Source organism: Streptomyces sp. NBC_01669 (genome assembly GCF_026339735.1).
Lineage (GTDB): Bacteria > Actinomycetota > Actinomycetes > Streptomycetales > Streptomycetaceae > Streptomyces > Streptomyces yanii.
This window is the reverse complement of the sequence record NZ_JAPEQG010000001.1, coordinates 2,728,323-2,750,568: the sequence shown is the minus strand read 5'-3', so window position 1 is coordinate 2,750,568 and position 22,246 is coordinate 2,728,323. Positions and strand designations below refer to the sequence as shown.

At 65.7% G+C, this 22,246-nt stretch carries 13 protein-coding genes, 1 tRNA gene, 3 rRNA genes and 1 pseudogene; 14 read left to right on the top strand and 4 right to left on the bottom strand.

Annotated elements, in window-relative coordinates:
• Positions 1 to 38 precede the first annotated feature (38 nt).
• From eccD to OG972_RS11925, 7 genes and pseudogenes are all read left to right on the top strand, one after another.
• A complete protein-coding gene (gene eccD / locus OG972_RS11955; protein WP_266980873.1) occupies positions 39 to 1,514 on the top strand; it encodes a type VII secretion integral membrane protein EccD in 1,476 nt (491 codons plus the stop codon).
• Positions 1,515 to 1,806: 292 nt separating this feature from the next.
• On the top strand, positions 1,807 to 2,097 hold the full coding sequence (gene rpsO, locus OG972_RS11950; protein WP_266980871.1) for a 30S ribosomal protein S15: 291 nt from the start codon (positions 1,807 to 1,809) through the stop codon (positions 2,095 to 2,097).
• Between the two features lie 308 nt (positions 2,098 to 2,405).
• Positions 2,406 to 4,619, top strand: coding sequence for a polyribonucleotide nucleotidyltransferase (locus tag OG972_RS11945; RefSeq protein ID WP_266980869.1), 2,214 nt, complete (start codon positions 2,406 to 2,408; stop codon positions 4,617 to 4,619).
• A complete protein-coding gene (locus OG972_RS11940) occupies positions 4,616 to 5,995 on the top strand; it encodes a pitrilysin family protein (RefSeq protein ID WP_266980867.1) in 1,380 nt (459 codons plus the stop codon). Before OG972_RS11945 ends, OG972_RS11940 begins: the two co-directional genes overlap by 4 nt.
• Before the next feature lie 24 nt (positions 5,996 to 6,019).
• Positions 6,020 to 6,772, top strand: a complete 753-nt coding sequence (gene dapB, locus OG972_RS11935; protein WP_266980865.1) for a 4-hydroxy-tetrahydrodipicolinate reductase — start codon at positions 6,020 to 6,022, stop codon at positions 6,770 to 6,772.
• A gap of 14 nt (positions 6,773 to 6,786) precedes the next feature.
• Positions 6,787 to 7,278, top strand: coding sequence for a tetratricopeptide repeat protein (locus OG972_RS11930; protein ID WP_266980863.1), 492 nt, complete (start codon positions 6,787 to 6,789; stop codon positions 7,276 to 7,278).
• 61 nt (positions 7,279 to 7,339) lie between these two features.
• A pseudogene (locus tag OG972_RS11925) lies at positions 7,340 to 7,948 on the top strand (leucine zipper domain-containing protein); the annotation flags it as partial.
• On the opposite strand, the gene OG972_RS11920 reads toward OG972_RS11925, so the two are convergent.
• On the bottom strand, positions 7,851 to 8,402 hold the full coding sequence (locus tag OG972_RS11920) for a hypothetical protein (RefSeq protein WP_266980861.1): 552 nt from the start codon (positions 8,400 to 8,402) through the stop codon (positions 7,851 to 7,853). The pseudogene OG972_RS11925 and the gene OG972_RS11920 sit on opposite strands and share 98 nt — an antisense overlap.
• Before the next feature lie 93 nt (positions 8,403 to 8,495).
• Complete coding sequence (locus OG972_RS11915; protein ID WP_266980859.1) at positions 8,496 to 8,732, bottom strand: hypothetical protein; 237 nt, start codon at positions 8,730 to 8,732, stop codon at positions 8,496 to 8,498.
• Positions 8,733 to 8,918: 186 nt separating this feature from the next.
• On the opposite strand from OG972_RS11915, the gene thyX reads away from it, so the two are divergent.
• From thyX to OG972_RS11880, 7 genes are all read left to right on the top strand, one after another.
• Complete coding sequence (gene thyX, locus OG972_RS11910) at positions 8,919 to 9,656, top strand: FAD-dependent thymidylate synthase (protein ID WP_266980857.1); 738 nt, start codon at positions 8,919 to 8,921, stop codon at positions 9,654 to 9,656.
• A 152-nt stretch (positions 9,657 to 9,808) separates the two neighbouring features.
• Positions 9,809 to 10,708 carry a 4-hydroxy-tetrahydrodipicolinate synthase gene (gene dapA, locus OG972_RS11905; protein WP_266980856.1) on the top strand — a complete coding sequence of 300 codons (900 nt, stop codon included), beginning with the start codon at positions 9,809 to 9,811 and terminating at the stop codon, positions 10,706 to 10,708.
• A 127-nt stretch (positions 10,709 to 10,835) separates the two neighbouring features.
• Positions 10,836 to 12,521 carry a ribonuclease J gene (locus OG972_RS11900; protein ID WP_266980855.1) on the top strand — a complete coding sequence of 562 codons (1,686 nt, stop codon included), beginning with the start codon at positions 10,836 to 10,838 and terminating at the stop codon, positions 12,519 to 12,521.
• Between the two features lie 643 nt (positions 12,522 to 13,164).
• Positions 13,165 to 14,690, top strand: a 16S ribosomal RNA gene (locus OG972_RS11895).
• Between the two features lie 299 nt (positions 14,691 to 14,989).
• A 23S ribosomal RNA gene (locus OG972_RS11890) occupies positions 14,990 to 18,114 on the top strand.
• Positions 18,115 to 18,193: 79 nt separating this feature from the next.
• A 5S ribosomal RNA gene (rrf, locus tag OG972_RS11885) occupies positions 18,194 to 18,310 on the top strand.
• Together the 16S, 23S and 5S rRNA genes with 1 tRNA gene alongside form the textbook arrangement of a ribosomal RNA operon.
• Positions 18,311 to 18,492: 182 nt before the next feature.
• Positions 18,493 to 18,565, top strand: a tRNA-Thr gene (locus OG972_RS11880).
• Between the two features lie 44 nt (positions 18,566 to 18,609).
• Here OG972_RS11880 and OG972_RS11875 read toward each other — a convergent pair.
• Together OG972_RS11875 and OG972_RS11870 are read right to left on the bottom strand one after the other, a co-directional pair.
• Positions 18,610 to 19,515 carry an oxidoreductase gene (locus OG972_RS11875; RefSeq protein ID WP_266980854.1) on the bottom strand — a complete coding sequence of 302 codons (906 nt, stop codon included), beginning with the start codon at positions 19,513 to 19,515 and terminating at the stop codon, positions 18,610 to 18,612.
• A 41-nt stretch (positions 19,516 to 19,556) separates the two neighbouring features.
• The gene (locus tag OG972_RS11870; protein WP_266980853.1) at positions 19,557 to 22,172 is read right to left on the bottom strand and encodes a SpoIIE family protein phosphatase; all 2,616 of its coding nucleotides are present in this window, start codon (positions 22,170 to 22,172) and stop codon (positions 19,557 to 19,559) included.
• Between the last annotated feature and the right edge of the window lie 74 nt (positions 22,173 to 22,246).

The window sequence follows — 22,246 nt, the reverse complement described above, 5'->3', positions numbered from 1 at the left end:
GCACTGTGCGCAACCGCGAATCAGGGGGGACCAGACACGTGAGTACGACTGCAGCGACGGGCTTCTGCCGCGTCACTGTCGTGGCGCCCGACAGCCGTATCGATGTCGCTCTTCCGGTGGACATCGCCGTCGCCGACGTCTACCCGGAGATCCTCCGGCTCACCGGTCAGACCCAGCCGGTCGGTACCCCGGCCGGCTACCACCTCGTACGCCGCGACGGGACCGTCCTCGACGGCGCGCGCACCCTCGCCGCCCAGCAGGTGCTCGACGGCGAACTCCTCAGCCTTCGCCCGTTCGCACAGTCGTTGCCCCCCGCCGTCTTCGACGACGTCTCGGACGCCGTCGCCTCGGCCGTCACCCGCGACCGGCACCTGTGGAGCGACGAACTGCTGCGCGGTGCCGGTCTGGTGGGCGGCGTCCTGCTCCTCGTGCTGATGGGTTTCGTCCTCTGGTTCGCCGACCCCCTCCGGCACGACATGCACAGCCTGCCCGGCATCATCGCGGGCTGTGCCGGACTGCTGCTGACCGCGTACGCGGGTGTACGCGCCCGGGTCTACGCGGACCGCGCCACCGCAGTCGCCCTCGGTCTCGGTGCCCTGCCCCTCGTGCTCATCGCGGGCTCCGGCATCATCGGCCCGGACGCCGGCCAGGGCCCCGGCCGTCTCCAGTTCCTGCTCGGCTGCGTCGCCGTGCTCATCGCCTCGGTCGTCCTCGTCGCCCTCACTCCCAGCGGCGATGCCCCGTTCGTCGCGACGACCTTCCTCGCCGCCGTCGGCACCCTCGCCACCTTCGTCGCGATCCTCACCGAGTCCTCCGCCACCGGGACCGCCGCGGTCTGCGCCCCGGTCGCCCTCGGACTCGTCGCCTTCCTGCCCGGTCTCTCCGCCCGCTTCGCCCGGCTGCCCATCGGCTATGCGTCGCCGCGCACCGCTCCCGCCGGATACGACGACACCTTCGCCGACCCGAACACCGTCCCCGAGGGCGCCCCCGTCGACGCCGACCGCATCGCGGCCCAGGCCCGCCGGGGTCACGAGATGCTGCTCGGCCTGGTCGGCGGCTGCGCCGCGGTCGTCGTCGGGTCCGCTGCCGTCCTCGGCTTCTCCGACAACATCTGGGGGCAGTTCCTCGCTCTCGCCACCGGCCTCGCGATGCTGCTGCGTGCCCGCCTCTTCCGCTACACGTCACAGGTGGCCTGCGTTCTGGTGGCGGGCATCGGCGCGATCGCCCTGCTGGTCCTCGGCCTCTGCCTGAACCCGTCGGCCGACCTGCTGTACGAGCTGGCCCGCTACGGCGACCGCGGCTCCCTGGACATCCGTACGATCTGGCTCTCCGCCGCTGTGGCCGCAGGCGCCACCTTGCTCACCGCGATCGGCCTGATCATTCCGCGCAAGGGACTCTCCCCGTTCTGGGGCCGCCTCCTCGACCTCACGGAGGGCGCCCTTCTCCTCTCCCTGGTCCCGCTCTGCCTGGCCGTACTGGACATCTTCGCCAGAGCCAGGGCCCTGACCAGCTAGTGCCGTGACCGGCCATGTTTGCCCGGGGGCAAGGCTTGCCAGGAGGGGCACTGGATCATGCCCGTCCCGAGACCGAGGACACCGTGCGCCGGGGCGCCTCCAGGGGCACCGAACCCCCGGGCAACCCGGCTCCGCCGACCTGGTACGCTGTGTGACGGCCGTTTGTGTACGCGCCCCCGGATCATCCTGAGGGCTGCGCTCATCGGACCTTCGCCCCCGAGTAACGGAAGACCCCCTGAGATCAAGACCAGGGGCACTCGCGGGCGCATCGAACATCAAAGAGGAGTACCGCGTGTCGCTCGACGCCGCTACGAAGAAGCAGATCATGTCCGAGTTCGCCACCAAGGAGGGTGACACCGGTTCCCCCGAGGTCCAGGTGGCCATGCTCTCCCGCCGGATCTCGGACCTGACGGAGCACCTCAAGGTCCACAAGCACGACCACCACTCCCGTCGTGGTCTGCTGATCCTGGTCGGTCAGCGTCGCCGCCTCCTGCAGTACCTGGCCAAGAAGGACATTCAGCGCTTCCGTGCCCTGGTCGACCGCCTCGGCATCCGCCGCGGTGCGGCCGGCGGCGCCAAGTAAGACGCCGTGAAGGGAGCGGTTCCCACGACTGAGGGAGCCGCTCCCTTTGCTGTATGCACGGGACGTGTCCGGCTCGCCCGGACGACCGGAATGCCAAGCTGAGCCGATTCTCAGTAACCTGGTCCCAGAACGTCCTAAAGACGAGTGAGAAGCGGCCTCCCCGCCGCCGGTCCTCGGTAGTGGCCCCCGGACACTGCAACCCGGGTGCTTCGATCGAAGACCGGCCCGCCGATGGAGGGCTTCTCCGCACCGTCCCCCGCCACACGGGCGTGGGGGCGAGAAGACGATATGTATCGGAGAAAACGCTAGTGGAGAACGAGACCCACTACGCCGAGGCCGTTATCGACAACGGAACCTTCGGCACCCGCACCATCCGCTTCGAGACGGGCCGCCTGGCCAAGCAGGCCGCCGGCTCCGCCGTTGCGTACCTGGACGACGACACCATGGTGCTGTCGGCCACCACCGCGTCCAAGAAGCCCAAGGACCAGCTGGACTTCTTCCCCCTCACGGTCGATGTCGAGGAGCGGCAGTACGCCGCCGGCAAGATCCCCGGCTCCTTCTTCCGCCGCGAGGGCCGCCCCTCCGAGGACGCCATCCTCACCTGCCGCCTGATCGACCGGCCGCTGCGCCCCTCCTTCAAGAAGGGCCTGCGCAACGAGATCCAGATCGTCGAGACGATCATGGCGCTCAACCCCGACCACCTGTACGACGTGGTCGCGATCAACGCCGCCTCCTGCTCCACGCAGCTGGCGGGCCTGCCCTTCTCCGGCCCGATCGGTGGCACCCGCGTCGCCCTGATCAAGGGCCAGTGGGTCGCCTTCCCGACGCACACCGAGCTCGAGGACGCCGTCTTCGACATGGTCGTCGCCGGTCGCGTCCTCGAGGACGGCGACGTCGCGATCATGATGGTCGAGGCCGAGGCCACCGAGAAGACCATCCAGCTCGTCAAGGACGGCGCCGAGGCCCCGACCGAAGAGATCGTCGCCGCCGGTCTCGAGGCCGCGAAGCCGTTCATCAAGGTCCTGTGCAAGGCCCAGTCGGACCTCGCCGCCAAGGCTGCCAAGCCCACCGGCGACTTCCCGGTCTTCCTCGACTACCAGGACGACGTCCTGGAGGCGCTCACCGCCGCCGTCAGCACCGAGCTCGCCAAGGCGCTCACCATCGCCGGCAAGCAGGAGCGCGAGGCGGAGCTGGACCGCATCAAGGAGATCGCCGGCGAGAAGCTGCTCCCGCAGTTCGAGGGCCGCGAGAAGGAGATCTCCGGTGCCTACCGCGCGCTGACCAAGAAGCTGGTCCGCGAGCGCGTCATCAAGGACAAGGTCCGCATCGACGGCCGTGGCGTCACGGACATCCGTACGCTCGCCGCCGAGGTCGAGGCCATCCCGCGCGTGCACGGCTCGGCGCTGTTCGAGCGTGGCGAGACCCAGATCCTGGGCGTCACCACCCTCAACATGCTCCGCATGGAGCAGCAGCTGGACACCCTCTCCCCGGTGACCCGCAAGCGCTACATGCACAACTACAACTTCCCGCCGTACTCCGTCGGTGAGACCGGCCGCGTGGGCTCGCCCAAGCGCCGCGAGATCGGCCACGGTGCGCTCGCCGAGCGCGCCATCGTGCCGGTGCTGCCGTCGCGCGAGGAGTTCCCCTACGCGATCCGTCAGGTCTCCGAGGCGCTGGGCTCCAACGGCTCGACGTCCATGGGCTCGGTCTGCGCCTCCACCATGTCGCTGCTGAACGCAGGTGTGCCGCTCAAGGCCGCCGTCGCCGGTATCGCCATGGGGCTGATCTCCCAGGAGATCGACGGCAAGACCCACTACGTCGCCCTGACCGACATCCTCGGTGCCGAGGACGCGTTCGGTGACATGGACTTCAAGGTCGCCGGTACGAAGCAGTTCGTCACCGCGCTCCAGCTCGACACCAAGCTCGACGGCATCCCCGCCTCGGTCCTGGCCGCCGCGCTGAAGCAGGCCCGTGACGCCCGCCTCCACATCCTCGATGTGATGAACGAGGCCATCGACGTCCCGGACGAGATGTCCCCGAACGCCCCGCGGATCATCACGGTCAAGATCCCGGTGGACAAGATCGGTGAGGTCATCGGCCCCAAGGGCAAGATGATCAACCAGATCCAGGAGGACACCGGCGCCGATATCACGATCGAGGACGACGGCACCATCTACATCGGTGCCCAGCAGGGCTCGCAGGCCGAGGCCGCCCGCGCCACGATCAACGCGATCGCCAACCCGACCATGCCGGAGGTCGGCGAGCGTTACCTGGGTACGGTCGTCAAGACCACCACCTTCGGTGCCTTCGTCTCCCTCATGCCGGGCAAGGACGGCCTGCTGCACATCTCGCAGATCCGCAAGCTCGCCGGTGGCAAGCGTGTGGAGAACGTCGAGGACGTGGTCGCGGTCGGAGCCAAGGTCCAGGTCGAGATCGCCGAGATCGACTCCCGCGGCAAGCTCTCCCTCATCCCCGTGATCGAGGGCGAAGAGGACGAGAAGAAGGACGACGCCGCCAAGTGACGTCCCGTAGTTCCGTGACGACGGCCCGCGCCTCCTTCGAGGCGCGGGCCGTCGCCCGTACCCAAACGCTTCTCAAGGGCAGCAACGGCGTCGGCACCGTCCGCCGCACGGTCCTCCCCGGCGGTCTGCGGATCGTCACCGAGACCCTGCCCTCCGTACGCTCCGCCACCTTCGGGATCTGGGCCAACGTCGGATCACGCGACGAGACACCCACGCTGAACGGCGCGACGCACTACCTCGAGCACCTTCTGTTCAAGGGCACGGACCGGCGCAGTGCCCTCGACATATCGTCCGCGATCGACGCGGTCGGCGGCGAGATGAACGCCTTCACGGCGAAGGAGTACACCTGCTATTACGCGCGGGTCCTCGACACCGACCTGCCGTTGGCCATCGATGTCGTCTGCGACATGCTCACCGGCTCGCTGATCGCCCCCGAGGATGTCGACGCCGAGCGCGGCGTCATCCTCGAAGAGATCGCGATGACCGAGGACGACCCGGGCGACTGCGTGCACGACCTGTTCGCGCACACGATGCTCGGCGACACCCCCCTCGGCCGCCCGGTCCTTGGCACCGTCGACACGATCAACGCGCTCAGCCGCGGCCAGATCGCCCGCTTCTACAAGAAGCACTACGACCCGACCCACCTGGTCGTCGCCGCGGCGGGCAATGTCGACCACGCCACGGTCGTCCGCCAGGTCCGCCGGGCCTTCGAGCGGGCCGGCGCGCTGACCCGCACCGACGCCGTCCCGGTCGCACCGCGCGAGGGCTCCCGCACCCTGCGTACCGCAGGCCGGGTCGAGGTGCTGAACCGGAAGACCGAGCAGGCCCACGTCGTCCTCGGCATGCCCGGTCTGGCCCGCACCGACGAGCGCCGCTGGGCACTAGGGGTACTCAACACCGCACTCGGCGGCGGCATGAGCTCCCGCCTCTTCCAGGAGGTACGGGAGAAGCGCGGCCTCGCCTACAGCGTGTATTCGTACACCTCGGGCTTCGCCGACTGCGGACTCTTCGGCGTGTACGCGGGCTGCCGGCCCAGCCAGGTCCACGATGTCCTGAAGATCTGCCGTGACGAGCTCGACCGGGTAGCGTCCGACGGACTGAGCGACGAGGAGATCGGCCGCGCCATCGGCCAGCTCTCCGGATCCACCGTCCTCGGCCTGGAGGACACCGGTGCGCTGATGAACCGTATCGGCAAGAGCGAGCTGTGCTGGGGCGAGCAACTGTCGGTCGACGACCTGCTGTCCCGGATGGCGCAGGTCACCCCCGATGACGTCCGGGCGGTGGCCGGCGAAGTCCTCGGACAACGACCGTCGCTCTCCGTCATCGGTCCGCTGAAGGACAAGCAGGCCGGCCGCCTCGACGAAGCGGTCTCCTAACCCCACCCGTAAGGAAGCAGAGTAATGAGCAAGCTGCGCGTGGCCGTTCTCGGCGCCAAGGGCCGCATCGGATCGGCAGCCGTACGAGCCGTCGAGGCCGCCGACGACATGGAACTGGTGGCCGCTCTCGGCCGAGGCGACAAGCTGGAGACCCTCACCGAGAACGACGCCCAGGTCGTGGTTGAACTCACCACACCCGGGTCGGTGATGGAGAACCTCGACTTCTGTATCCGGCACGGCATCCACGCGGTCGTCGGCACCACCGGCTGGACCGACGAGCGGCTCGCGCAGCTGAACACCTGGCTCTCCACCTCCCCGGAGACCGGTGTGCTCATCGCGCCGAACTTCTCCATCGGCGCGGTCCTCACCATGAAGTTCGCCGAGCAGGCAGCCCGCTACTTCGAGTCCGTCGAGGTCATCGAACTGCATCACCCCAACAAGGTCGACGCTCCGTCCGGCACCGCCACCCGCACCGCCCAGCTGATCGCCGAGGCCCGGCGGAAGGCCGGTTGCGCCCCGCAGCCGGACGCCACTGCCACGGCGCTCGACGGCGCCCGCGGCGCGGACGTGGACGGGGTCCCGGTCCACGCGATCCGGCTCCGCGGACTCCTGGCTCACCAGGAAGTGCTGCTCGGCGGCGAGGGGGAGACCCTCACCATCCGCCACGACTCCCTGCACCACAGCAGCTTCATGCCGGGCATCCTGCTCGGCGCGCGCCGCGTGGCGACCACTCCGGGCCTTACCTTCGGCCTGGAACACTTCCTCGACCTGAACTGACTGAGCCCACCGCCATGCGCGCAAAGATCACTTATCTCGTCACCGCTGCCGTCCTGGTCTTCTACTTCGTCCTGGTCGGCAGCCGTGGCCTGCTGCTCATCGAGCACGGCACGCTGATCACGGTCACCTTCGGGGTCGCGGTGCTGATCCTGCCGGTGATCGGTATCTGGTTCCTCTGGAAGAACACCCAGTTCGTCCGCAGGGCCAACGCCCTCGCCGCCGAACTCGAATCCGAGGGCGGCCTGCCGGTCGACGAACTGGTCCGCACCCCGGGAGGCCGTATCGACCGCGACTCGGCCGACGCGGTGTTCGCACGGCGCCGTGAGGAGACCGAGGACTCCCCGGACGACTGGCGGTGCTGGTTCCGCCTCGCCGTCGCCTACCAGGACGCCCGGGACACCCCGCGCGCCCGCAAGGCCATGCAGCGCGCCATCGCCCTGCACATGAGCCTGACGCCGACGGGCGCACCGGGCTCGTCCGCCACCTCGGTCCCGCCCGGCGACTGAGGAGACGTTCGAGCCCGTACGGCGTCCGAGGACAGAACCGGACGCCGTACACCAAGTCGATGTCGCGGCCGAGGCGGGTGTCTCGTGCACGACGGCTCACATGTGGGTACGCAGGTTCGTCGCCGAGGGCGGAGCGGGTCCGGCCGACCGGTCCAGCCGGCCTCGTTCGGCCCGCACCGCACTCCCGCCGCGGTCGAGGCACGCGTGTGCGAACTGCGGGCCGGCCGCAAGATCGGCCCGGTCCGCATCGGCAGGCCGGTGCACACCGCGTCCTCGTCGGCACGGACCGCACCGGCTCGCCTGCACGGACCGGCGCACCGGCACCGTGATCTGCCGCTACTTCAAACGAAGGCCCTCAGGGTTGTCCCGTGGTCCCTGGCGGAACGGCGCGCGGCGATGGATGCGGTGCATCGCAGGGCGGAGGGGCGTCCGCGCACGGGATGTATGCGGACGTTCCGACAACGCGGCGAGGTGCCGTAGCTGTCGTCGTGCGCCCGTCAGGGATGACGGGACAGCCCTTACGACCTGGTGCACGATAGCGAGCGGGCTCCGGGCGGTCGTGCACCAGGTCGTTAGCCGCGCCGGTACTCGTCCGCCCATGCCTCGATCGTGTCGGCGGCCCGGTCGAACGCCTCGCGACGCCCGAGGAAGTCCGCATTGCAGTCGGTGAGCAGCGGCGGCACGGCCTCGCCACCCTTCCGTACGACGATCAGGGCCTGACCCTGCACGGTGCGGGGGAAGCCGAGCCACCTCACCGGCTGCTGCACCGTACGGACCGTGGCGGCCCGGTCCCACGGCACGGTCGTCGTCACGAAGAAGCCCACCCGCCGAACCCCGTGCCGGCTCACCCAGGCACCCACCCGCAGCAGTCGCAGGGCGCAGAAGATCATCACAAGGGCGAGCCCGACACATAGGGAAGCCCCGGGCAACGCCCCGGCAAACGCGATGATCATGCCCGCGATGAGCACGAACGAGGCGAGCAACAACAGGGTGGCCGCCGCCGCGACCCGCCACGGCCCGGGGCGGTAGGGGCGCCGCCAGCTGTCGTGGTCGTCGAACGGCAGCGCAATGTCCTCAGCGCTCGCGTCAAACGCGCGGTCGGCCGTCAGAAAGGGCAGGGGCACGACTGATCCTCACTCACAAGCACGCTCGATTGCTGTGCCCGGTGAGGCTACCGAGCAGGCCCCCGCCCCTACCACCCCAGGGGTCCGTACGAGTCAGCGGTGGGCGGCCTCGGTCTGCTGGCTGTGCGACGGAGTCTGCTGCGGGGCGAGGGCCGGAAGGCCGAGGAGCAGCGATCCGGCAAGACCGGCGATCACGGTCAGCCCCACGAGGGAGCGGGCCGCCAGCTGGGAGACGGTGGCCCGCTCCCGGGGCGGCGGGGCGACATTGCTGCGGAATCGGTCGGCCTTGGCCACGAAAGCGAACGGGACGGCTTCACGCCGGCGGAACATGAGGAAGCTCTCCTTGAACTCTGATACAGGTGGTGCTATTGAGTCAGACGCACGGCGGGCCCGTTCGGTGCCCCGAATCGCCGAATTCGCCGAAGAAATCCTCGGACGGACCTTGTGAGGCTCGTTGTCAGTGGCGGCCCGTAGAGTGGGCGCCGCCCGAGCGACGCAATTGGAAGGACCCCGCCGGTGACCGAGACCCCCGAGCCCGCAAAGCCCAGCTTCCGCAGCGATGTGACCGTCGAGCTGGTGAAGCACTCCGCGGCCGACTCCGACGTCCTGTTCGCGGCCCGTGTCTCCACGGCCGGAGAGCAGTCCCTCGAAGAGGTCACGAAGGACCCGGAGCGCTCGAAAGGGCTCATCAACTTCCTGATGCGGGACCGTCACGGATCCCCGTTCGAGCACAACTCGATGACGTTCTTCATCAGCGCACCGATCTTCGTGTTCCGCGAGTTCATGCGCCACCGCGTCGGCTGGTCGTACAACGAGGAATCGGGCCGCTACAGGGAGCTGGAGCCGGTCTTCTACGTTCCCGGTGAGGCCCGCAAGCTCGTCCAGCAGGGCCGCCCCGGCAAGTACGAGTTCGTCGAGGGCACCGCGGCCCAGCAGGAGCTCACCGGCCGCGTGATGGAGGACTCGTACCGCCAGGCGTACGAGGCGTACCAGGAGATGCTCGCCGCCGGCGTCGCGCGCGAGGTCGCCCGGGCCGTGCTCCCGGTCGGCCTGTTCTCGTCGATGTATGCCACGTGCAACGCGCGCTCGCTGATGCACTTCCTCGGTCTGCGCACCCAGCACGAGCTGGCGAAGGTCCCGTCCTTCCCGCAGCGTGAGATCGAAATGGTCGGCGAACAGATGGAGGAGCACTGGGCTCGGCTCATGCCGCTCACCCATGCAGCCTTCAACAAGAATGGACGCGTAGCCCCGTAGGCGGTGTCCATATTGCGACGTTTCGTGAAGTTCATCTAGGCTGATCAAACGGACCCGGCACTGCTTGAACCCCCGAGCAGGCAGTGCCGGGCTCCTCTCCCTTGTCCCCCCGAGGGACCACCGGGCGCTGAGCAGCGAGTAGCGTGTTACCCATGGCTCCGATCTCCACTCCGCAGACTCCCTTCGGGCGGGTCCTCACCGCCATGGTCACGCCCTTCACGGCGGACGGCGCACTCGACCTCGACGGCGCCCAGCGGCTCGCCGCCCACCTGGTGGACGCAGGCAATGACGGCCTGATCATCAACGGCACCACCGGCGAGTCCCCGACCACCAGTGACGCGGAGAAAGACCAGCTCGTACGGGCGGTCCTGGAAGCTGTAGGGGACCGGGCCCATGTCGTCGCCGGCATCGGTACCAACGACACCCGCCACAGCATCGAGCTCGCCCGCACGGCCGAGCGCTCCGGCGCGCACGGTCTTCTCGCGGTCACGCCGTACTACAACAAGCCGCCGCAGGAAGGCATCTTCCGCCACTTCACGGCGATCACGGACTCCACCGGTCTCCCGGTGATGCTTTACGACATTCCCGGTCGCAGCGGTGTGCCGATCGACACAGAGACACTGGTACGGCTCGCCGAGCACCCGCGAATCGTCGCCAACAAGGACGCCAAGGGTGACCTCGGCCGCGCAAGCTGGGCCATCGCCCGGTCCGGCCTCGCCTGGTACTCAGGCGACGACATGCTGAACCTCCCGCTGCTCTCGGTCGGCGCAGTCGGCTTCGTCTCCGTCGTCGGCCATGTCGTCACCCCCGACCTGCGCGCCCTCATCGAGGCGTACCTCGGCGGCGACGTCCAGAAGGCCACCGAGATCCACCAGAAGCTCCTGCCGGTCTTCACCGGCATGTTCCGCACCCAGGGCGTGATCACCACCAAGGCCGCTCTGGCGCTCCAGGGCCTGCCCGCAGGACCGCTGCGCCTCCCTCTGGTGGAACTCACCGCACAGGAAGCGGCCCAGCTCAAGATCGACCTCGCCGCCGGTGGGGTACAGCTGTAACCACAGACTTCACAACTGAATAAGCGAAGAACACTCACAAGAGCGACGTCAGAGAACAGCAAGTGCACGAATGACATGCACGCCACGTGCCTCAGCGGTACGTGGCGTGCGTGGTAAGGAGAGTCTTTTGAGTCATCCGCATCCCGAACTCGGCACCCCGCCGAAGCTCCCGAAGGGTGGCCTCCGCGTCACCCCGCTCGGCGGCCTCGGCGAAATCGGCCGCAACATGACGGTATTCGAGTACGGCGGCCGCCTGCTCATCGTCGACTGCGGAGTGCTCTTCCCCGAGGAGGAGCAGCCCGGAATCGACCTGATCCTGCCCGACTTCTCCACGATCCGGGACCGCCTCGACGACGTCGAGGGCATCGTCCTCACGCACGGCCACGAGGACCACATCGGTGGCGTCCCGTATCTGCTGCGCCTGAAGCCGGACATCCCGCTCATCGGTTCCAAGCTGACCCTCGCACTGATCGAGGCGAAACTTCAGGAGCACCGGATCCGTCCGTACACCCTTGAGGTGGCAGAAGGCCAGCGCGAGCGCATCGGCGTCTTCGACTGCGAGTTCATCGCGGTCAACCACTCCATCCCGGATGCCCTCGCGGTCGCCATCCGCACCCCCGCGGGCATGGCCGTCGCGACCGGTGACTTCAAGATGGACCAGCTCCCGCTGGACGGCCGGCTCACCGACCTGCACGCCTTCGCCCGGCTGAGCGAGGAAGGCATCGACCTCCTCCTCTCCGACTCGACGAATGCAGAGGTGCCCGGCTTCGTACCGCCCGAGCGGGACATCTCCAACGTCCTGCGCACGGTCTTCGCGAACGCCCAGAAGCGCATCATCGTGGCGAGCTTCGCCAGCCACGTGCACCGCATTCAGCAGATCCTGGACGCGGCACACGAGTACGGCCGCCGGGTCGCCTTCGTCGGCCGTTCGATGGTCCGCAACATGGGCATCGCCCGCGACCTCGGTTATCTGAAGGTTCCCGCGGGCCTGGTCGTCGACGTCAAGACCCTCGACGACCTGCCGGACGACGAGGTCGTGCTGGTCTGCACGGGCTCGCAGGGCGAGCCGATGGCCGCACTGTCCCGGATGGCCAACCGCGACCACCAGATCCGGATCGTCCAGGGCGACACGGTGATCCTGGCGTCGTCCCTGATCCCGGGCAATGAGAACGCGGTCTACCGCGTGATCAACGGCCTGACCCGCTGGGGCGCCCACGTCGTCCACAAGGGCAACGCCAAGGTCCATGTCTCGGGCCACGCCTCGGCCGGCGAGCTGCTGTACTTCTACAACATCTGCAAGCCGAAGAACCTGATGCCGGTGCACGGCGAATGGCGCCACCTGCGGGCCAACGCCGAACTGGGCGCCCTTACCGGTGTTCCCAAGGACCACATCGTCATCGCCGAGGACGGTGTCGTGGTCGACCTCGTCGACGGCAAGGCCAAGATCGTCGGCAAGGTTCAGGCGGGTTACGTGTACGTCGACGGCCTCTCGGTCGGAGACGTCACCGAGACCTCCCTCAAGGACCGTCGCATCCTCGGCGACGAAGGCATCATTTCGGTCTTCATCGTGGTCGACAGCTCTTCCGGCAAGATCACGGGCGGCCCCGACATCCACGCCAGGGGTTCCGGTATCGACGACGCGGCGTTCAGCGCCGTCGTACCGAAGATCGAGGAAGCGATCAACAAGTCCGCCCAGGACGGAGTGATGGAGCCGCACCAGCTGCAGCAGCTCGTCCGCCGCACGGTCGGCAAGTGGGTCTCCGACACTTACCGTCGGCGCCCGATGATCCTCCCCGTGGTCGTCGAGGTCTGACCCTCCGACAGGCGCGAACTCCGGAGCGGGGCCCCCGATTTGCATCGGGCGCCCCGCTCCAGTACGTTTACGGCTCCGCCTGACCGGGAAGCAGCTCGCGCACTGGTGCGCAGAGGCCGCCCCGAGCGGGTCGGAATTTCCGACTCAGAACTTCTGATAAAGTCGGATCCGCCGAAAGGCAAAGGCCACTCCAAAGGCCACCGGAATCAAATTCGGACCGGAAACGGAAACGAAAAAGAGTCTGGTAAGGTTGGAACCGCCGGAAAGGGAAACGCGAAAGCGAAGAACTGGAAAGCGCAGTGACAAATCTTCTGCTCCGCAGAGGGCCCGCTTCGACCGGGAATCGGACACGAAAGAGTCTGATAGAGTCGGAAACGCAAGGCCGAAGGGAAAGCCCGGAGGAAAGCCCGAGAGGGTGAGTACAAAGGAAGCGTCCGTTCCTTGAGAACTCAACAGCGTGCCAAAAGTCAACGCCAGATATGTTGATACCCCGGCCTGCTTCGGCAGGTTCGAGGTTCCTTTGAAAGTCCTGCCGGGCCTCACGGTTCCGGTAGGCAATTACACAGCGAGGACGCTGTGAACGATCGGTCCTATTCCGACCGGTCGTTCCGCTCTCGTGTGTCATCCCGATCACGGGAGAACATTCACGGAGAGTTTGATCCTGGCTCAGGACGAACGCTGGCGGCGTGCTTAACACATGCAAGTCGAACGATGAAGCCCTTCGGGGTGGATTAGTGGCGAACGGGTGAGTAACACGTGGGCAATCTGCCCTTCACTCTGGGACAAGCCCTGGAAACGGGGTCTAATACCGGATAACACTCTGTCCCGCATGGGACGGGGTTAAAAGCTCCGGCGGTGAAGGATGAGCCCGCGGCCTATCAGCTTGTTGGTGGGGTGATGGCCTACCAAGGCGACGACGGGTAGCCGGCCTGAGAGGGCGACCGGCCACACTGGGACTGAGACACGGCCCAGACTCCTACGGGAGGCAGCAGTGGGGAATATTGCACAATGGGCGAAAGCCTGATGCAGCGACGCCGCGTGAGGGATGACGGCCTTCGGGTTGTAAACCTCTTTCAGCAGGGAAGAAGCGAAAGTGACGGTACCTGCAGAAGAAGCGCCGGCTAACTACGTGCCAGCAGCCGCGGTAATACGTAGGGCGCAAGCGTTGTCCGGAATTATTGGGCGTAAAGAGCTCGTAGGCGGCTTGTTGCGTCGGTTGTGAAAGCCCGGGGCTTAACCCCGGGTCTGCAGTCGATACGGGCAGGCTAGAGTGTGGTAGGGGAGATCGGAATTCCTGGTGTAGCGGTGAAATGCGCAGATATCAGGAGGAACACCGGTGGCGAAGGCGGATCTCTGGGCCATTACTGACGCTGAGGAGCGAAAGCGTGGGGAGCGAACAGGATTAGATACCCTGGTAGTCCACGCCGTAAACGTTGGGAACTAGGTGTTGGCGACATTCCACGTCGTCGGTGCCGCAGCTAACGCATTAAGTTCCCCGCCTGGGGAGTACGGCCGCAAGGCTAAAACTCAAAGGAATTGACGGGGGCCCGCACAAGCAGCGGAGCATGTGGCTTAATTCGACGCAACGCGAAGAACCTTACCAAGGCTTGACATATACCGGAAAGCATCAGAGATGGTGCCCCCCTTGTGGTCGGTATACAGGTGGTGCATGGCTGTCGTCAGCTCGTGTCGTGAGATGTTGGGTTAAGTCCCGCAACGAGCGCAACCCTTGTTCTGTGTTGCCAGCATGCCCTTCGGGGTGATGGGGACTCACAGGAGACTGCCGGGGTCAACTCGGAGGAAGGTGGGGACGACGTCAAGTCATCATGCCCCTTATGTCTTGGGCTGCACACGTGCTACAATGGCCGGTACAATGAGCTGCGATGCCGCGAGGCGGAGCGAATCTCAAAAAGCCGGTCTCAGTTCGGATTGGGGTCTGCAACTCGACCCCATGAAGTCGGAGTTGCTAGTAATCGCAGATCAGCATTGCTGCGGTGAATACGTTCCCGGGCCTTGTACACACCGCCCGTCACGTCACGAAAGTCGGTAACACCCGAAGCCGGTGGCCCAACCCCTTGTGGGAGGGAGCTGTCGAAGGTGGGACTGGCGATTGGGACGAAGTCGTAACAAGGTAGCCGTACCGGAAGGTGCGGCTGGATCACCTCCTTTCTAAGGAGCACTTCTTACCAAGCCTGCTTGGTCAGAGGCCACTACGTCGGCAAATGTTCGACGGTGGTAGCTCATGGGTGGAACGTTGACTATTCGGCACGACAGGTTGTTTTTCACTAGTACTGCTTCGGCGTGGAACGTGGGAAGGGATCGGTTGTGTCGGGCACGTTGTTGGGTATCTGAGGGTACGGCCGTGTGGTCGCCTTCAGTTGCCGGCCCCAGTGAACTCGCCCTTTTCGGGTGGGGTGATGGGTGGCTGGTCGTTGTTTGAGAACTGCACAGTGGACGCGAGCATCTGTGGCCAAGTTTTTAAGGGCGCACGGTGGATGCCTTGGCACCAGGAACCGATGAAGGACGTGGGAGGCCACGATAGGCCCCGGGGAGCTGTCAACCGAGCTTTGATCCGGGGGTGTCCGAATGGGGAAACCCGGCAGTCGTCATGGGCTGTCACCCGCTGCTGAACACATAGGCAGTGTGGAGGGAACGAGGGGAAGTGAAACATCTCAGTACCCTCAGGAAGAGAAAACAACCGTGATTCCGGGAGTAGTGGCGAGCGAAACTGGATGAGGCCAAACCGTATGCGTGTGATACCCGGCAGGGGTTGCGCATGCGGGGTTGTGGGATCTCTTTTTCACGGTCTGCCGGCTGTGAGACGAGTCAGAAACCGTTGATGTAGGCGAAGGACATGCGAAAGGTCCGGCGTAGAGGGTAAGACCCCCGTAGCTGAAACATTGACGGCTCGTTTAAGAGACACCCAAGTAGCACGGGGCCCGAGAAATCCCGTGTGAATCTGGCGGGACCACCCGCTAAGCCTAAATATTCCCTGGTGACCGATAGCGGATAGTACCGTGAGGGAATGGTGAAAAGTACCGCGGGAGCGGAGTGAAATAGTACCTGAAACCGTGTGCCTACAAGCCGTGGGAGCGTCGCTGTTGTTCTTCGGAGCAACAGTCGTGACTGCGTGCCTTTTGAAGAATGAGCCTGCGAGTTTGCGGTGTGTTGCGAGGTTAACCCGTGTGGGGAAGCCGTAGCGAAAGCGAGTCCGAATAGGGCGATTCAGTAGCACGCTCAAGACCCGAAGCGGAGTGATCTAGCCATGGGCAGGTTGAAGCGGAGGTAAGACTTCGTGGAGGACCGAACCCACCAGGGTTGAAAACCTGGGGGATGACCTGTGGTTAGGGGTGAAAGGCCAATCAAACTCCGTGATAGCTGGTTCTCCCCGAAATGCATTTAGGTGCAGCGTCGTGTGTTTCTTGCCGGAGGTAGAGCACTGGATAGGCGATGGGCCCTACCGGGTTACTGACCTTAGCCAAACTCCGAATGCCGGTAAGTGAGAGCACGGCAGTGAGACTGTGGGGGATAAGCTCCATGGTCGAGAGGGAAACAGCCCAGAGCATCGACTAAGGCCCCTAAGCGTACGCTAAGTGGGAAAGGATGTGGAGTCGCAGAGACAACCAGGAGGTTGGCTTAGAAGCAGCCACCCTTGAAAGAGTGCGTAATAGCTCACTGGTCAAGTGATTCCGCGCCGACAATGTAGCGGGGCTCAAGCGTACCGCCGAAGTCGTGTCATTCCAGCATATAGGGCCAACGCCTGCTGGGATGGGTAGGGGAGCGTCGTGTGCCGGGTGAAGCAGCCGCGGAAGCGAGTTGTGGACGGTTCACGAGTGAGAATGCAGGCATGAGTAGCGATACACACGTGAGAAACGTGTGCGCCGATTGACTAAGGGTTCCTGGGTCAAGCTGATCTGCCCAGGGTAAGTCGGGACCTAAGGCGAGGCCGACAGGCGTAGTCGATGGACAACCGGTTGATATTCCGGTACCCGCTTTGAAACGCCCAATACTGAATCAGGCGATGCTAAGTCCGTGAAGCCGGCCCGATCTCTTCGGAGTTGAGGGTAGTGGTGGAGCCGACGAACCAGACTTGTACTAGGTAAGCGATGGGGTGACGCAGGAAGGTAGTCCAGCCCGGGCGGTGGTAGTCCCGGGGTAAGGGTGTAGGGCGTGTGATAGGCAAATCCGTCACACATTGAGCCTGAGACCTGATGCCGAGCCGATTGTGGTGAAGTGGATGATCCTATGCTGTCGAGAAAAGCCTCTAGCGAGTTTCATGGCGGCCCGTACCCTAAACCGACTCAGGTGGTCAGGTAGAGAATACCGAGGCGTTCGGGTGAACTATGGTTAAGGAACTCGGCAAAATGCCCCCGTAACTTCGGGAGAAGGGGGGCCATCACTGGTGATCCGATTTACTCGGTGAGCTGGGGGTGGCCGCAGAGACCAGCGAGAAGCGACTGTTTACTAAAAACACAGGTCCGTGCGAAGCCGTAAGGCGATGTATACGGACTGACGCCTGCCCGGTGCTGGAACGTTAAGGGGACCGGTTAGCTGACTTTCGGGTCGGCGAAGCTGAGAACTTAAGCGCCAGTAAACGGCGGTGGTAACTATAACCATCCTAAGGTAGCGAAATTCCTTGTCGGGTAAGTTCCGACCTGCACGAATGGCGTAACGACTTCTCGACTGTCTCAACCATAGGCCCGGTGAAATTGCACTACGAGTAAAGATGCTCGTTTCGCGCAGCAGGACGGAAAGACCCCGGGACCTTTACTACAGTTTGATATTGGTGTTCGGTTCGGCTTGTGTAGGATAGGTGGGAGACTTTGAAGCAGCCACGCCAGTGGTTGTGGAGTCGCCGTTGAAATACCACTCTGGTCGTGCTGGATGTCTAACCTGGGTCCGTGATCCGGATCAGGGACAGTGTCTGATGGGTAGTTTAACTGGGGCGGTTGCCTCCTAAAGAGTAACGGAGGCGCCCAAAGGTTCCCTCAGCCTGGTTGGCAATCAGGTGTTGAGTGTAAGTGCACAAGGGAGCTTGACTGTGAGACCGACGGGTCGAGCAGGGACGAAAGTCGGGACTAGTGATCCGGCAGTGGCTTGTGGAAGCGCTGTCGCTCAACGGATAAAAGGTACCCCGGGGATAACAGGCTGATCTTCCCCAAGAGTCCATATCGACGGGATGGTTTGGCACCTCGATGTCGGCTCGTCGCATCCTGGGGCTGGAGTCGGTCCCAAGGGTTGGGCTGTTCGCCCATTAAAGCGGTACGCGAGCTGGGTTTAGAACGTCGTGAGACAGTTCGGTCCCTATCCGCTGCGCGCGTAGGAATATTGAGAAGGGCTGTCCCTAGTACGAGAGGACCGGGACGGACGAACCTCTGGTGTGCCAGTTGTCCTGCCAAGGGCATGGCTGGTTGGCTACGTTCGGAAAGGATAACCGCTGAAAGCATCTAAGCGGGAAGCCTGCTTCGAGATGAGTATTCCCACCCCTTTGAGGGGTTAAGGCTCCCAGTAGACGACTGGGTTGATAGGCCAGATGTGGAAGCCCGGCAACGGGTGGAGCTGACTGGTACTAATAGGCCGAGGGCTTGTCCTCAGTTGCTCGCGTCCACTGTGTTAGTTCTGAAATAACGAACGGCCGTGTTGTTGCCCGGTGTTGGTTAATTTCATAGTGTTTCGGTGGTCATTGCGTTAGGGAAACGCCCGGTTACATTCCGAACCCGGAAGCTAAGCCTTTCAGCGCCGATGGTACTGCAGGGGGGACCCTGTGGGAGAGTAGGACGCCGCCGAACAATTATTCCGGGAAAGCCCCGCACCTCTGGTGCGGGGCTTTTCTGCGTTCACGGGGCCGGCCGTCGTGGCGTCCCTGTAGTGCCCGATGCTTCGCGTGGCTGGTATCTCGGACGTTGCCGCGCGTGGTTATGTATTTCCCGGAGTTCGGGGTATGCTTTATCTCGTTGCCGCAGGGCAGCAGGCCCCAATAGCTCAGTCGGTAGAGCGTCTCCATGGTAAGGAGAAGGTCTACGGTTCGATTCCGTATTGGGGCTCAGTCAAAGCGAAAGGCCCCCACCGATGGTGGGGGCCTTTCGCTTTACCCATGGAGCGAATCGAGGCGAGCCAGTTCGTCTGCTGAAAGGCGCAGTGCGGCCGCGGCCACGTTCTCCACGAGATGGTCCGGATTGCCGGTCCCAGGTATGGCCAGTACGTGCGGGCCCTGTTGCAGGGTCCAGGCCAGGCGGACCTGCGCGACCGTCGCGCTGTGCGCGCGGGCAATGGTGCGCAACACCTCGTCGCCGTTCCAGTCGGCGGCACTGGCCCCCTGCTCGCGGCCTTCGCCTGCGATGGCGAAGAAGGGCACGAACGCGATGCCCTGCTCTCCGCACAGCCGCAGGATGGCGTCGGCGTCCGCGGACCTGGACTGGAGGCCGTAGCGGTTCTGCACGCAGACCACCGGGGCCACGGACTGTGCCTCGGCGAGGTGTTCGCTGTTGATGTTGGAGATACCGAGGTGGCGGATGAGGCCGGCCTCGCGGAGCTCGGCCAGGGCGCCGAAGTGCTCGGAGACCGAATCCTGGCCCATGAGACGGAGGTTGACCACATCGAGGTGGTCGCGGCCCAGTTGGCGCAGGTTCTCCTCCACCTGACCGCGCAACTCCTCCGGCCGGGCGTGGGGCCGCCATGCGCCCGACGGGTCCCGGACCGGGCCGACCTTGGTGGTGATGACCAGGTCCTTGGGATACGGCGCAAGTGCCCGGTTGATCAGCTCGTTGGCTGAGCGCAGCGACGAGAAATAGAAGGCTGCGGTGTCGATGTGGTTCACACCGAGCTTCATCGCGTGCCGGAGCACCCCGATCGACTGCTCACGGTTGCTCGGCGTACCGAGGTCGAAGGCGGCGCTGCCGGTCAGGCGCATTGCGCCGAAACCGAGACGGTTGACGGTCAGGTCGCCGAGCTGCCACGTGCCTGCGGTATCCGCGGTGATTGTCTCTGAGGTCATGATCCGGAGTCTGTCAGAGGCGACTCACAGATGAAGCGCAGTCAGACGGCAGGCGGTTCAGGGACACGCATGGCCAGGATGGCCATGTCGTCGGAGGCGGGATCCGCGGCGAAGCGTTCCACGGCCCGCAGGACACGGCCCGCCACCGCCCCGGCCGTCAGGCCCGTACATCCTGTGAGCACATCGGCCAGACCGTCGTCGCCGAGCATGCGGGTGCCCTCGCGGCGTTCCGTGACGCCATCTGTCACGCACAGCAGGACGTCGCCCGGGTCGAGTGTGACGGTCTGTTCGTACAGTTCGAGGTCCTCGATGACGCCCAGCAGCGGCTGCGGTTCGGCCGCGGCCTCGACCGTGCCGTCCTGGCGCAGGCGCAGGGGAAGGGGATGCCCGGCGCACACCACTTTCAACAGGGCGCTGCCGTCCTCCTGCGGCCACAACTCCCCGTAAAGCAGGGTGAGGAAACGGCTGCGGGAGCCCTCGTCGAGGATCGCGGCGTTGAGGCGCTCCAGGACGGCGGGACCGCCGAAGCCCTCGCGGGCGAGCAGGCGCAGGGCGTGGCGCGCCAGTCCTGTGACGGCCGCGGCCTCCGGGCCCGTACCGCAGACGTCGCCGATGGCGAAACCGTAGGCGCCGTCGCGGATCGGGAAGACGTCGTAGAAGTCGCCACCGACCTCGTTGCCCTCGCCCGCCGCCCGGTAGATGACCTCGATCTCGACATTGGGCACGTCGGGCAGGCCCGGGGGCAGCAGGCTGCGCTGGAGGGACTGGCTGATCGCCATGCGTTCCGAGTAGAGGCGGGCGTTGTCGAGTGCGAGCGCGGCGCGGCGGGACAGGTCCTCGGCGAGTTCGAGGATCTCTTGACGAAAGTGGTCGTCGGACGGCTTGCCGAGCGTGAGCATGCCGATGACACGGTTGCGGGCGACGAGGGGGAGGACCACTGTCTCGCCACCCACCGCAGCCGCGGTGGCCAGAGTCGTACGCATGCCGGAGCCGAGGCCGTCGGGTTGGTCGCGGCCGAGACTGCGCATGGAGGCGCGCAGGGCCGCCTCGTGGGCCGCCGCGGAGGGGGCGGCCCAGACGCGGGCGCCAGGGGTCGGCACGGGGTCCGGCGGGGAGATCTTGGAGAGCAGGGCCTTGAGACCGTCGATGAGCTCCTCGTCCTCGTGGAGCACGTACGAGAGGTACGGCTCCGAGGACTGGTCGGCGATCGTGTAGACGGCGCACCAGGTGGCCAGGGTGGGGACCGTCATCTGGGCCATCAGGGCAAGGGTCTGGTCCCGGTCGAGGGTGCCGGCGAGGAGGTCGGACGCCTCGACGAGGAAGGACAGCGAACCGCGGCGGAGTCGTTCCAGTTCGCCGAGGCGGGCCGATTCGACGGCGAGAGCGATACGGTCCGCGGCGAACTGGAGGCGCAGGGCCTCCTCGTTGGTATACCGGCCGGGCGATTCCGCCGCGACGCCCAGCGACCCCGTGAGGCGTCCTTCGACCTTCAGCGGGACGGTCACGACGGAGCGCATACCGGTGTCGCTGAGCAGCGGCACGGCGCCGGGGACGACCGTGAGGTCTTCGTGCACGGCCGGCATCCGGGCGGAGCCGTACCGACCCGTGCCTGCTTCCACGGGGACGCGGGCGAAGCGCTGACGGGCGGACGGGAGGCCGGTCGTGGCCCGGACCTCCAGCTCGGTCTCGTCATCGGTGGCCAGCAGCAGGAAGGCCGAATCCGCGTCGAGCATGTCGCGGGCCCGTTCGACGGTGCGCTGGAGCAGCCCGTCGAGGTCGTCGGGGGCGGGGGAGCCGATGAACACCTCGAAGGGGTCCGTCTTACGACTCTCGGAGCCTGCGTCGGTGACCGGGGCGCGCACCGGTGACTGGAGCACGGCACGTTCGTGGTCGCGGACCAGAAGACAGACCGTGGACGGTTCGCCCTGGGTGTCGCGGACTCTGAGGTGGGAGGCGTACACGGGGATGGTGCGGCCGTCGGCGCCCCGGATGCCGTAACTGCCTTCCCAGCGGGAGAGCTGGAGCGCGTCGGCGATTCCGGTGCTGGTGCCGGGGGTCTGCGGCCAGGCGGTGAAGTCGGTGAGTTGTTTGCCGGTGACCTGTTCCGCGGTGTGCCCGAAGAGGAACGCGGCGTCGTCGTTCCACCCGGCGATGGAACCGGAGTGATCGATCTGTACGACGGCGACCCGGACGCGCTCGTCCGCGACCGGGAGGAGGTCGATGGGGAGCAGGGGGCCCGCGGAACGGATGCCCACCGGGCGCTCGGGAAGGTCGAGCTGGAACCAGACCTGTTTGTGCGCCGGGGTGTACTCGACACCCCACCGGGAAGCGAGTGCCGCGCAGAGCAGCAGACCGCGGCCACCCTCACGATCGGGGCTGCCGAAGTCGAGTCGGGTGCTCTGGAGCGGGATCTCCCGCTCCGGGTAGTGATCGGAGACCTCGACCCGGACACCGAGTTCCGTACGCAGGCACAGCACGTCGGCGGCGGTGCCCGCATGCACCACGGCATTGGTCACGAGCTCGCTGGTGAGCACGACCGCGTCGTCGACGATGTCGGTGTACCCCCACCCCTGCAGGGTGTCACGGACAAAGGCGCGGGCGGTCGCGACGGAGCGCCCGACCGGGTCGAAGGTGGCAGCCGCGCGCGCGGTGATCACAGCACTCCCCATATGGTGTCTCGCCGCTTCCCCGAGTCCTGTGCCCGTTTCTCGCCGCTTCGATTCGCTTGCCA

Coding starts and splice junctions, on each gene's coding strand:
- dapB (WP_266980865.1), top strand. CDS start 6,020: ATGAGCAAGCTGCGCGTGGCCGTTCTCGGCGCCAAGGGCCGCATCGGA.
- OG972_RS11915 (WP_266980859.1), bottom strand. CDS start 8,732: ATGTTCCGCCGGCGTGAAGCCGTCCCGTTCGCTTTCGTGGCCAAGGCC.
- OG972_RS11875 (WP_266980854.1), bottom strand. CDS start 19,515: ATGACCTCAGAGACAATCACCGCGGATACCGCAGGCACGTGGCAGCTC.
- OG972_RS11930 (WP_266980863.1), top strand. CDS start 6,787: ATGCGCGCAAAGATCACTTATCTCGTCACCGCTGCCGTCCTGGTCTTC.
- dapA (WP_266980856.1), top strand. CDS start 9,809: ATGGCTCCGATCTCCACTCCGCAGACTCCCTTCGGGCGGGTCCTCACC.